This is a genomic window from Roseivivax sp. THAF197b (assembly GCF_009363255.1).
GTDB lineage: Bacteria > Pseudomonadota > Alphaproteobacteria > Rhodobacterales > Rhodobacteraceae > Roseivivax.
The window spans coordinates 3460612-3472615 of the sequence record NZ_CP045318.1 but is presented as its reverse complement, the minus strand read 5'-3'; the positions used below and the strand labels follow the sequence as shown (position 1 = coordinate 3472615).

Genomic DNA, 12004 nt, shown 5'->3' with positions numbered 1-12004 from the left:
GTCACGATTGGTCCTTTCGTGCCACGGTCATGTGGCGCTTGCGTCCGTATCCAGGCACGCGGGTCACGGTCAGCCCCGCATCGCCGAGCGCGCGCCGGACATGACCGGCGGCGGAATAGCTCGACGCCGTGCCTCCGGCGCGCGTATGGGCCGCGACTTGCGACAGAAGGGCGGGTTCCCACAATTCGGGGTTCTTGGCGGGCGAGAAGCCGTCGAGATACCAGGCGTCGGCGGCCTCGGTCCAGGCGGGTAGAGTGGTGCGCGCATCGCCTACGATCAGCGTGAACGCGAGATCGGGCAGCGTGATCCGGACCGCGTCCTCTTGCCAGTAGTGTGCCAGTTCCGCCGCGATGTCGGACAGGTCCGGAAAGGCCGATTGCGCGCGGATCATGTCGGAGGCCGGGATCGGGAAGGCCTCGAAACTCGTGTAGTGCAACCGGCCCTGCACGCCTTCCGCGCGCCACGCGGCGAGCGTCGCCAGCAGGTTCAGCCCGGTGCCGAAGCCCAATTCGGCAACATGGAAGCCGTCCCGAAACCGCGCGGGCAGATCATTGCCCGCAAGAAAGACATGGCGGGTCTCCGCCAGCCCGTCCTCGAGCGAGTAATAGGGATCGTCGAACCGGGTCGAGACGGGCACCTGTCCGTCCCGCCAGTCGAGCGACGCGTTCTTGTGCATCGGCAGGGGCCTCGGGTACTGCGTGGGCCGAGATGTGCGGCAAAGGCGAAGCGATGGCAAGAGACGTCACCATCATGGGCGCGGGCATATTCGGCTTGTCGGTGGCCTGGGCCTGCCTGCGCCGAGGCGCGCGGGTGCGGGTGATCGACCCGGGCGGGCCGGGGGCCGGATCCTCGGGCGGCATTGTCGGCGCGCTTGCCCCGCATGTGCCGGAGAACTGGAATGCCAAGAAGGCCTTTCAGCTCGATAGCCTGTTGATGGCCGAGGCGTGGTGGGCGGAGGTCGAGGGGGCAGGCGGGACATCGCCGGGCTACGCCCGCGCTGGTCGGTTGCAGCCGGTGGCGGATGATGCCGGTCTTGAGCTTGCGCGCCGCCGTGCGGAGACAGCCCGCGACCTCTGGCAGGGCTGCGCCGAATGGCGGGTCGTGGCGGCGGATGCGGCAGATCCTTTCCAGCCCCACAGCCCCAGCGGTTTCCTGATCCACGACACGCTGACCGCACGGCTGCATCCGGGGCAGGCCTGCGCGGCGCTTGCGGCGGCGATCACGGCCAAGGGCGGTACGGTTGCGCGCGACGGTGCTCCCGAAGGTCAGGTGGTCTGGGCCACGGGCTGGCAGGGCCTCGAGGCGCTGTCCGAGACGTTCGGCAAGCGGGTGGGCACCGGCATCAAGGGGCAGGCCGTGCTCTTGGATTACGACGCCCGCAACGCAGCACAGCTCTTTGTGGACGGTCTGCACATCGTTCCCCATGGCGATGGGACCACCGCCATCGGCTCCACCACGGAGCGGGAGTTCGGCGATCCCGCGGCGACCGATGGCCAGACGGAGGACCTCCTCGCACGGGCCCGCGCTGCGGTCCCTGACTTGTCGGAGGCGAGCGTCCTGAACACCTGGGCCGGGGTGCGTCCGCGCGCCAAGACCCGTGCGCCGATGCTTGGAGCATGGCCCGAACGGGCGGGGCATTTCATTGCCAATGGCGGCTTCAAGATCGGCTTCGGCATGGCCCCCAAAGCGGGTGAGATCATGGCCGATCTGGTGCTCGAAGGACGCGATGAGATCCCGGACGGGTTCCGCGTGACCGACAACCTTTGAGCGGGGGCCGGGCGGATTTCACCCAGCCCCTCGCCCGTTGCGTCAGCTTGAGACCTGTTCGCGCAGGATCGACGCGGTGAGCGAGATCATCAGGTAGATCCCCGCGAAGATCAGGAAGGACAGGATCGTGTTCTCGAAGCTGCGCGGATAGCTCGGATCCTCGGACGGGACCGGCAGGACGGACGTGGTCAGGTAGCGGGCCTGGCTGTCCGCTTCCCGACGCGCGCTTTCCAGCCGTTCCAGCGCTGATTGCAGCATCATGTCCCGCGTCGCCAGATCGGCCTGCGCCAGTTGCACCTGGATCGCGATTTCAGCGAGCGAATCCTCGCCCTGGGTGGCGGTCGTCATGCGGGTATTCAGCGTGTCCAGCATGTTGTTGAGGCGACGGATATCGCCCCGCACGCCATCCACACGGCTCTGGTTGGGGCGCGCATTGTCCAGAAGCGCCTGCAATTGCAGCTCCTTCTCCTGGATCTGCACCTCGATCGTGTTCATCTGGCCGCGCAGCGCGCCGATCTTGGCCTCCGGATCGAGGAGGGCGTTCTCCTGCTGCATCCGGACGAGACGCTCCTGCGCCGCGACGCGCTTCTCCTCGGCATCGATCAAACCCTGTTCGGCATCCGTCACCGCGTTTTCACGCTTGCGCTGGGTCAGGTTGTCGACGCGTTCCTCGGCATAATCAATGAGCGCCTCGGAGAAGGTGGTCGCGACCATCGGATCGGCGGCGCGCACTTCCATGCGGATCACGCCCTCGGTCGGATCGTAGCCGATCTCGACGTTGCGCTTGTAGACCTTGTAGGCGTCCTCGATCGAGGCATCGGTATCGAGCCGCTGGATCGGGTCGATCTCGGGCTGCGAGAAATGCGCGTTGAAACCCGCATCGTCGTTGAGCCGGAGCATGGCATCCTTGGAGGACAGGTAGGATTGCACCGCGATGGCGTCCTGGTTCGTCGCGAATTGCGTGCCGGACAGAAGGCCGCCCATGCCGCTGCCCCCGCCGCCGCCATCGTTCTTGAGGATCAGGAATTCGGACTTGGTGGCATACATCGGCGTCGCCACGGCATAGAAGTAATAGCCCGCGATGAAGGTCGGCAGCAGCACGAAAAACGCCAGCCGCGCCAGCAGAAGGGCAAAGCGGCGCCGCCGGCGCTTGCCAAGCTCGCGCTGGACGCGCTCGACCTCGATGGCGCGTCGCTCCGACGGGTTCATCGTCTCGGTCGACGGCACGGCCGATTTTTTCAGCTCGACGGTCTGGGGCAGTTTGACGCCGCCGGTGGTGGCGGGATCGACCGCATTGGCGCGCGCAGGCACCTGCGGCTCCTTCTCGGAGGTTTCGCCGTTATTGCCGACGACAAGCTCGAGCATGTTGGCCCGCTGGAACGGATCGATGCCCTTCTTGCGCAGAAGCCGGACCGCGTCGAAATCGGAGGTGGGCGCGAGCCCGTGTTTCTGCGCCATGCGGCGGGCCATGCGCAATTGGCGCCCGGTCAGACCTTCCTGACGGATCTTCTCGATATCCGTTTCGCCCGAGACCTGCGCCGCGCTTGCAACCTCACCCGTGCGGGTCTGCGGCGGTGACGGTTGGGTCGTCTCAGGGGTGGTTTGCGATTGTGGGGCATCGGACGCACCGGGGGCGGGGCGGGTCGCGCCTGTGCTTTCCACATTCCGGGGCGGTCTGGTCTGCGCCGTCGCGCGCGGTGGCCGCGCGGCGGTATCGCGCACATGCGGGGTCTCGGCGGCGGTGGTGGACGGCCCGGATGCGGGCCGGGCAGCCTGTGCGTCCTGCGGCGGACGCGACACGCCTTCCGTAGCACCCGCCTCCTGACGGGCTGCGCTTTCACTCCGGCGGATGCGAAACTTCTTAGCTTTGGGTTTCGTAGTCATAAAGCGCCTTCGCCTCTTCCAGAGTGTCGAACATATGCAGGTTTCCATCCATCAGGACACCCGCCTTCTTGGCGAATTTCTGCAGCAGGTCCGGCTGATGCGACACGATCACGAGCGTCGAGCGTTGCAACCGCTCCGCCAGCAGATCGCCCGCTTTCTTGTTGAATTCCACGTCGGTCGAGTTGGGCATGCCCTCGTCGATGAGATACATGTCGAAATCGAGTGCCAGCAGCAGCGCGAAGCTGAACCGCCCCTTCATCCCGGCCGAATAGGTGCCGAGCGGCTGGTCGAAATATTCTCCCAAATTGCAGAGCCAGCGGCAGAAGGCCTCCACGTAATCGGGATCGAGACCGTAGATCTTGGCGATGAAGCGCGCATTCTCGCGCGCCGAGATCCTGTTCACGACGCCGCCCATATAGCCCAGCGGAAAGGAGATGCCGCCCTCACGGCGGATCGTGCCCTCATCGGGTTTCTCGAGCCCGGCCATCATGTTCACCAGCGTCGTCTTGCCGGTCCCGTTGGGGGCCAGAATCCCGATATTCTCGCCCCGTTCCACGCGGAACGACGCCTGGTTCAGGATCACCTTGTGGTGCGATCCCGTCCAGAAGGACTTGCTGACGTTTTCGAACTCGATCATGGGCGGGTTTCGTCCTGCTCGGTCGGTTTATAAGACCATTGACCGGAGACATAAGCAGCAAATTTGGTCATATTATGACCCGTTTCGGAAACAAAAGACAATTGGACCGGGGTCAATCCGGGCGGCCCTCGCCGCGAATTGAAGTGCTGCCGATCGAAGCTAGTTCCTTCACAAGAATTCAGCACCGAACGGAGTATCCGATGACCCAGACCCGCCGCACCTTCCTTGTCAGCGCCGCCGCGACCGCGGCTGGCACGACGATCATGCCGTTTGCCGCGATGGCCGCCGCGCATGCCTCCAACAGCTTCGAGACGGATGCGGGCACGATCACCGTGCACCCGGTGGAGCATGCCTCCTTCGTGCTCGAGACACCGAAGGGCGTCATCTATGTCGACACCGTGGGCGGCGGAGATAAATACGCCGATATGCCCGCGGCGGACATGGTGCTCATCACGCATGAGCATGGCGATCACTACAATGCCGAGACGCTCGATGCCGTGGTCGGCGAGGACACGATGCTCGTCACCAACCCGTCCGTTTACGACATGCTCTCCGAGGCCATGCAGGCCAAGGCGACCGCCATGGCCAATGGCGATAGCGGCGAGATGATGGGCGTCGGCATCACCGCCATCCCCGCGCACAACACCACCGAGGAGCGGATGAATTTCCACCCCGAGGGCCGCGACAACGGCTACGTCCTCGATTTCGACGGGTTCCGGATCTACGTGTCGGGCGATACCGAGGTCACCGATGAAATGCGCGCGCTCGAGAATATCGACGTGGCCTTCGTCTGCATGAACCTGCCCTTCACCATGGATGCCGAGCAGGCGGCAGGCGGCGTGAACGCGTTCCAGCCCGGCGTGGTCTATCCCTACCATTATCGCGGTCGCGACGGCGGCACGCAGGACCCCGAGGCTTTCGCCTCCATGGTCGAAGGCTCTGAGGTCGCGATGGGCGAGTGGTATCCGAACGGTCTTGGCTGATCGCCCGCCACTGCTATGGATTGAAAGGCCCCGGCAACGCGCCGGGGTCTTTTCGTATCCGCAAGCGCGCTAAGATCACGACGTCAGGATCAGGTCCGTCTCGCGGCTGAAGCGCGCCTTGATTTGGCAGGGCAGGTGATGACCATGCCCATCCTGATGCGCCTTGGCATGACAGGCCGGGCAAAGTGGCACGGGCACAAGGACCCGCTCGCCCGTTTCCAGATCGTAGGCAAACTCCTCGCCGCAGACCTCAAGCGTTTCTCCGGCAAGCTGCAATTCCGCCTCGGTCACGAGGCATTCCCGGCACGCGCCTTCGCTGCGGGCCTGCTGCGCCTTGGCCTTCGTGAGCATCCGCTGATAGTTACAAGTCAGGTCGGACATGTCCCCTTCCCTCGTAATCCCCTGCGTAACGTGACCGATTCTGCATGCCGTGTACTTGATGCATCTCATGTCGGGCCAAGTGCGGGCAAAAAGCAGCAAAAATGCTGTCGAGAGGGGAAAATCCGACCGCTGCGGTGCAGCGCTGCGACACTTTTCGCGGTGGTACCGCCGAAATTAGCCGGTCAGACGTCCATAGGACATGGAAACATGCGCCCTGCGGACGAGCCCCGCCGCCTCCGCATCTCCCGCTTCCAGGGCGGCCAGCGTTTCGCGCACCTCTGCCGCGAAAATCTCGCATTCGCGCGCCAGATCGAGCGAGGGGATCCGCGCAAGCCAGATCCGGGCGGTCCGCAGATAGAGCCGCTCTGATATCTCGGCGAGGGGGGTGTTCTCGGTCAGGCTCAGCCCGAAAGTGAAGAAGGCGAGGTTCAGTTCCGCGAAGGCACGCGGATCGGGGGCGGCCTGAAGGGCGTCCGCCTCATCGGCAAAGGCGCGGGCCTTGGCCAGCATGTCGGGCGTGATCTCGCAGGGGGACAGGCGGCCCGTGAGTTCCGCAAGCTCCATCCGCAGCGCATAGATATGCGCAAGCTCCAGCGGCTCCACATCGGTGACCAGCGTGCCGACGCCGTGCCGCGTTTCCAGAAGGCCCTCATCGGCAAGGCGCGACAGAACCCGGCGCAAGGGTGTGCGGGAGACGCCGAACTCGGCGGCCAGCGCCTCCTCGCCAAGCTTGGTGCCGGGCGGGTAATCCAGCAGGCAGATCCGCGTCCGCAACGTCTCGTAAAGGCGCAGATGACGGGTTTCGGCGTCGCTCATGCGGCGAGCTGCGCGCTCAATCCCCGCAGCATGTCGAGGCATTGGGAGAGTTGCGCGCGGCTGACGAATTCATCGGGCTTGTGCGCCTGCGCGATGGAGCCGGGGCCACAGACCACGACCGACATGCCCATGTCCTGAAAGAGGCCCGCCTCGGTGCCGAACGGCACGAGGTCGACCGCGTTGGTCCCGGTGAGTTTCGCCACCATGTCCCGCGCGGCGTTCTCGGCCATGGGCTCCAGCCCGGCCACCTCTCCGATCACTTCGGTCACGACATCGGCGTCGGGATGCACGGCGCGCATCGCCGGAAGCAGGTTCTCGTCGACGTATTTCCGGATGCCGTCCTTCACGAAGCGCGCGTCACTGGCCTGCACGGGCCGCATTTCCCATTCGACCGTCGCATAGCCCGGAATGACGTTATGCGCGTGCCCGCCCGCGAGCTTGCCGATATTGACCGTGGTCCAGGGTGGATCGAAGCGCGAGGTCTCCGGCGCCATGGATTTCAGTTGATCGGCGAGAAGCAGAAGCCGCGTCACATAGAGCACCGCGTAGGAGACGGCGTTGACGCCCAGATCGGGCGAGGAGCCGTGCCCTTCCAGCCCGGTGAAGGTCGTCGTGTATTCGCAGCAGCCCTTGTGGCCTTCGATGATCCGCATCTCCGTAGGCTCGCCCACGATTGCGACCGAGGGGCGCGCCTCGCGTTTCTTCAGCTCTGGCACGAGGGCTTGCGCGCCCAGGCAGCCCACTTCCTCGTCATAGGTGAAGCAGAAATGCACGGGCCGCTTCAGCTTCGCCTCTGCGAAGACGGGCGCCATGGAAATCGCCGCGGCGATGAAGCCCTTCATGTCGCAGGCGCCACGCCCGTAAAGCGCGTCGTCCCAGGCGGACATGCGGAAGGGATCGGTCGTCCAGTTCTGGTCCGTCACCGGGACCACGTCCGAATGACCCGAAAGCACGACGCCCCCCGACCGCTCCGGCCCGATGGTCGCGAATAGGTTCGCCTTCCCGCCCGTCGCATCCGAGTAGACGTCGACGCGCGCGCCTGAGTCTTCAAGAAGCGTCGCCATGTGATCGATCAGCGCGCGATTGGGTTCGGCCGATACGGTCGGATGCGCGATGAGGCCCGCGAGGATGGTTTCCGTGGTCCAGAGGTCGATCATGTCTTCACGTACATTTTGCGTGGGCGGTTGCAGAAGGTCTCGGCGGGGCCGTCCTCGGTGATGAGGATCGACTCGGTGATTTCGAGCCCCCAATCGGACATCCAGAGGCCGGGCATGAAGTGGAAGGTCATGCCGGGCTCCAGCACCGTCTCATCCTCGGAACGCAGCGAGATGGTCCGCTCGCCCCAATCGGGCGGATAGCTGAGGCCGATCGGGTAGCCGCAGCGCGCGCCCCGTTCGATACCGGCGCTTTCAAGCGGTGCGGCCAGCGCATTGGCGATGTCGCAGGCCCGCTTGCCCGCCCGGGCGGCATCAAGGCCCGCTTCCAGCCCTTCGACCAGCGCGGCCTCGGCGCGTTTGAAGATGTCCGACGGCTCGCCCAGGAAGATCGTGCGCGACAGTGGGCAATGATAGCGGCGGAAACAGCCCGAGATCTCGAAGAAGGTGGCCTCGCCCTCGTTGAAGGGCATGCCGTCCCAGGTCAGATGCGGCGCCGCGGCGTTGGAGCCCGAGGGCAGCAGCGGCACGATGGCGGCGTAATCCCCCCAATGGCCGTCCGCGCCGCGCAGCGCGTCGCGATAGACTTCGGCCACCACTTCGTTCTTGGGCACGCCGGGCTCGACCCGTTCCACGAGGCCGTCGATGATCTTCTCGGAGATCTTCGCGGCCCGGCGGATGAAGACCAGTTCTTCCTCGGACTTGATGCCACGCTGCCAGTTCACCAGCGCCGTGGCGTCGATGAAGGTGGCGTTCGGGAGTTCCTGCTGCAGCGTCTGGTAGGCCTTGGCGGAGAAGTAGTAATTGTCCATCTCGATGCCGATACGCACCTTGCCCTGTCCCATGCCGATGATGCGCTGGGCTAGGTCCTGCATCGGGTGGCGGTCGGTGGATTGCACGTAATTGTCGGCATAGCCGATCACGCGGTCATCCCCCATCCAGACCGTGCGCACGGCTCCATTGGAGTCCTGGTTGCGGCCCCACCAGATCGGATCGGCATCGGGAAGGACGATCAGCCCCTGATGCACGTAGAAGGACCAGCCGTCATATCCGGAGAGCCACGCCATGTTCGACGGGTCCGTCACGAACAGCAGGTCGACCCCCGCGCGTTCCATGGCCTGCCGCGTCTTGCCCAGTCGCCGTGTATATTCTGCCTCGGAAAACGGCAGATCCTTGGTGAACCGATGAAATACCATATACGCACCTTTCGCAGCAGGAGGTCGGATGTCCCTTCATTGGTGGCCGATGTGTACATCCTCAACTATCGAAAAACGACATGACCAACGTTTCTTGGCAATTCCTGCTGAAAACTTCATCACGTCAGATGGCGCGAAAGCAACATGATGCCCGAGTTGTGTACAACCCTGAGGGTATGCATTGTGAATGCAACGATGCGAAAAGAATCGTCGATGCGTCGCCTGCGTAGCAGCCCCGAAGGGAAATTCGACTAAATTGGCAGAAAAGACGGTCTATTGTCCTGCAAAAGCAGTCGAATTGAACATTATTCGCCTTCATCGCGGCAGATTGCAGCGTCTGGGGGGTAAGGCAGTTGCATGACGGACGCTCAGGCTATTTAGTTTGGGTAATCAAAAGCGGGGCAACACCGCGACCACAACACAGGGAGCCGAGATTTGGCGCAAGCGGCTGGTACCGACGCATTCGTCGCGTTCGAACGAGTGCAGAAGAGCTACGACGGCGAAACGCTTGTCGTGAAAGACCTCAACCTCTCCATGCCGAAGGGCGAGTTTCTGACGATGCTCGGACCCTCGGGTTCGGGCAAGACGACCTGCCTGATGATGCTGGCGGGGTTCGAGACAGCCACCTACGGCGAGATCAAGCTCGACGGCACATCGATCAACAACATCCCCCCGCACAAGCGCGGCATCGGGATGGTGTTCCAGAACTACGCGCTGTTCCCGCACATGTCGATTGCGGAGAACCTCTCCTTCCCACTTGAAGTGCGCAACATCTCCAAGTCGGAGCGTGAGAAGAAGATCAAGCGCGCGCTCGACATGGTGCAGATGGGCGCCTTCGGGGGCCGTCGCCCGGCGCAATTGTCCGGTGGTCAGCAGCAGCGCGTGGCGCTCGCCCGGGCGCTCGTGTTCGAGCCGGAGCTGGTTCTGATGGACGAACCGCTCGGCGCGCTCGACAAGCAGCTGCGGGAGACCCTGCAGTTCGAGATCACCAAGCTGGCGCATGATCTCGGGATCACCGTGGTCTACGTGACCCACGACCAGACCGAAGCGCTGACAATGTCGGACCGCGTCGCCGTGTTCGACGACGGCCGTATCCAGCAGCTCGCCCCGCCGGATGAGCTTTACGAAAAGCCGCAGAACAGCTTCGTTGCGCAGTTCATCGGTGAGAACAACACGCTCGAAGGCGTGGTCGAGGAGATCAACGGCAACAGCTGCGTGGTCAAGCTCGACTCGGGCGACATCATCGACGCGGTGCCGGTGAACGTCTCCAAGAAGGGGGAGCGCACGAAAGTGTCGATCCGCCCGGAACGCGTTGAGTTCAACAAGGAGCGCCTGAAGGAAGACGCGCATCTGTTGAAGGCGACCGTGAAGGAATTCGTCTACATGGGCGATATCTTCCGCACCCGGCTTTCCGTGGCCGGGAACGAGGATTTCGTCATCAAGACCCGCAACGCCCCCGATCAGCGCAGGCTCAGACCCGGCGAGGAGATCGAGATCGGCTGGTTGCAGGAAGATTGCCGCGCGCTCGACGCGTGAGGCCGGAATACCCCGGTGGCGCATCTGCGCTTGCCGGGGGTGCAATGAGGGTTCGACGGTCGACCCCGTGACCCGCGGACCCCTCACAACGAAAAAACGGGATGTTACTCTAGGGAGACTATCTATGAAGTTCTCGAAAACGCTTCTTGCCACCACGGCACTGACGGTGGGCGGTGCAGCCGCATTCGCCGCAGGTCACGGCAACATGGCAGACAGCATGACGCTGGTCAGCTGGGGCGGTGCATACCAGTCCAGCCAGCAGCAGGCCTATGTCGAGCCCTACCTCGAAATGAACGACGGCGTGTCGGTCAGCTGGGACGAAAGCTCCGCTGAAGCCGTGGCCAAGCTGCGTGCGATGAACGAAGCAGGCAACGTGACCTGGGACCTCGTCGACGTCGTGGCCGCTGACGCCATTCGTCTTTGTGACGAAGGCCTGGCCATGGAAGTCGATCACGACGAGATCCTCGCAGCGGCGCCCGACGGCACCGATGCGTCCGACGATTTCGGCGACCTGATCGTCTCCGACTGCTACATTCCGCAGATCGTCTACTCCACGACCTTCGGCTATCGCACCGACATGGTTCCGGAGGGCGTCGACGCGCCGACCGAAATCTGTGACGTGTTCGACCTGGAGACGTATCCGGGCAAGCGCGCGCTCGAGAAGCGTCCGATCAACAACGTCGAGTGGGCTCTGCTCTGCGACGGTGTTGCGAAGGAAGACGTCTATGACGTGCTGGCCACCGAAGAAGGTCAGGACCAGGCGCTCGCCAAGCTCGACACCATCAAGGACGAAGTGATCTGGTGGTCGGCCGGTGCGGACACGCCCCAGCTTCTGGCAGACGGCGAAATCTTCATGGGTTCGACCTATAACGGTCGTCTCTTCTCGGTCATCGAGGAGCAGGACCAGCCCGTCGGCATGATGTGGGACGCGCAGGTCTTCGACCTCGACGGCTGGATCATCCCCGCCGATCTGCCCGAAGAGCGTCTGAACCGCGTGCTGGACTTCGTGAAGTTCGCAACCGACACGCAGCGTCTGGCGGATCAGGCCAAGTACATCTCCTACGGCCCCGCGCGTGCATCCTCCGCACCGCTCGTTCCCGAGGACATGAAGCAGCACATGCCGACCGATCCGGCCAACTCGCAGAACACGTTCCTCTACAACTACGAGTTCTGGGCTGACTACCGCGACGACATCGACGCGAAGTTCCAGTCCTGGCTGGCGCAGTAATCTGCGGCTTGGGTTCGGGCGTCTGATCGCCCGGACCTTTCAAGTTCCGGAGCCGGGCGGCCCGTCGCCCGGTCTCCACCCCAAGAACAAACGGACGCGCAAAGCGCCGAGACAACAGGGATGGGAAGGGCCGTATGCCCAAAGGTTACATCATCGCGCATATCACGGTGAACGACCCCGACGCCTACCGGGAATACGTCGAGCGCGACACACCGATCCTCGAAAGCCATGGCGGACGCTTCATCGTTCGCGGCGGCGAGTCCGAGGTGGTCGAGGGACGCTCCGAAAACCGGCACGTCGTGATAGAATTCCCAAGTCTCGAGGCGGCGCGGACCGCCTATAACGATCCCGCCTATCAGGAGGTCGCCGATATCCGGCGTCGGACTGCAACAAGCACGATCATCCTCGCAGAGGGGGCCTGA

Annotated in this window: 12 protein-coding genes; 5 read left to right on the top strand and 7 right to left on the bottom strand. The window is 63.9% G+C overall.

Features of this window, described 5'->3' with window-relative positions:
• Window position 1 precedes the first annotated feature (1 nt).
• On the bottom strand, window positions 2-676 hold the full coding sequence (gene mnmD, locus FIV09_RS16705) for a tRNA (5-methylaminomethyl-2-thiouridine)(34)-methyltransferase MnmD (protein WP_152451732.1): 675 nt from the start codon (window positions 674-676) through the stop codon (window positions 2-4).
• A 53-nt stretch (window positions 677-729) separates the two neighbouring features.
• Here mnmD and FIV09_RS16700 point away from each other — a divergent pair, with 53 nt between their 5' ends.
• Window positions 730-1767, top strand: coding sequence for an FAD-binding oxidoreductase (locus FIV09_RS16700; protein ID WP_152451730.1), 1038 nt, complete (start codon window positions 730-732; stop codon window positions 1765-1767).
• A 42-nt stretch (window positions 1768-1809) separates the two neighbouring features.
• Here FIV09_RS16700 and FIV09_RS16695 read toward each other — a convergent pair whose 3' ends face one another.
• Entirely contained in the window at window positions 1810-3651 is a 1842-nt protein-coding gene (locus FIV09_RS16695) for a capsule biosynthesis protein (protein WP_152451728.1), read from the bottom strand.
• A complete protein-coding gene (locus FIV09_RS16690; RefSeq protein WP_152451726.1) occupies window positions 3629-4288 on the bottom strand; it encodes an ABC transporter ATP-binding protein in 660 nt (219 codons plus the stop codon). Before FIV09_RS16690 ends, FIV09_RS16695 begins: the two co-directional genes overlap by 23 nt.
• A 200-nt stretch (window positions 4289-4488) precedes the next feature.
• Between FIV09_RS16690 and FIV09_RS16685 the strand changes: the two genes are divergently transcribed.
• Complete coding sequence (locus FIV09_RS16685; RefSeq protein WP_152451724.1) at window positions 4489-5271, top strand: MBL fold metallo-hydrolase; 783 nt, start codon at window positions 4489-4491, stop codon at window positions 5269-5271.
• A gap of 75 nt (window positions 5272-5346) precedes the next feature.
• Here FIV09_RS16685 and FIV09_RS16680 read toward each other — a convergent pair whose 3' ends face one another.
• The 4 genes from FIV09_RS16680 to FIV09_RS16665 form a co-directional block, all read right to left on the bottom strand.
• Window positions 5347-5652 (bottom strand): hypothetical protein, encoded by a 306-nt coding sequence (locus FIV09_RS16680; protein WP_152451722.1) that lies wholly within the window; start codon window positions 5650-5652, stop codon window positions 5347-5349.
• A 174-nt stretch (window positions 5653-5826) separates the two neighbouring features.
• Window positions 5827-6468: a GntR family transcriptional regulator gene (locus tag FIV09_RS16675; RefSeq protein ID WP_152451720.1), complete on the bottom strand. Its 642-nt coding sequence runs from the start codon at window positions 6466-6468 to the stop codon at window positions 5827-5829.
• The gene (gene argE, locus FIV09_RS16670) at window positions 6465-7625 is read right to left on the bottom strand and encodes an acetylornithine deacetylase (RefSeq protein WP_152451718.1); all 1161 of its coding nucleotides are present in this window, start codon (window positions 7623-7625) and stop codon (window positions 6465-6467) included. The genes FIV09_RS16675 and argE overlap by 4 nt, the downstream gene beginning before the upstream one ends.
• A complete protein-coding gene (locus FIV09_RS16665) occupies window positions 7622-8818 on the bottom strand; it encodes a M24 family metallopeptidase (RefSeq protein WP_152451716.1) in 1197 nt (398 codons plus the stop codon). The genes argE and FIV09_RS16665 overlap by 4 nt, the downstream gene beginning before the upstream one ends.
• A gap of 435 nt (window positions 8819-9253) precedes the next feature.
• Between FIV09_RS16665 and FIV09_RS16660 the strand changes: the two genes are divergently transcribed.
• The 3 genes from FIV09_RS16660 (at window position 9254) to FIV09_RS16650 (ending at window position 12004) form a co-directional block, all read left to right on the top strand.
• Window positions 9254-10354: an ABC transporter ATP-binding protein gene (locus tag FIV09_RS16660; protein ID WP_152451714.1), complete on the top strand. Its 1101-nt coding sequence runs from the start codon at window positions 9254-9256 to the stop codon at window positions 10352-10354.
• Window positions 10355-10478: 124 nt separating this feature from the next.
• Window positions 10479-11582, top strand: coding sequence for an extracellular solute-binding protein (locus FIV09_RS16655; protein ID WP_152451712.1), 1104 nt, complete (start codon window positions 10479-10481; stop codon window positions 11580-11582).
• A gap of 134 nt (window positions 11583-11716) precedes the next feature.
• Window positions 11717-12004, top strand: a complete 288-nt coding sequence (locus FIV09_RS16650) for a DUF1330 domain-containing protein (protein WP_152451710.1) — start codon at window positions 11717-11719, stop codon at window positions 12002-12004.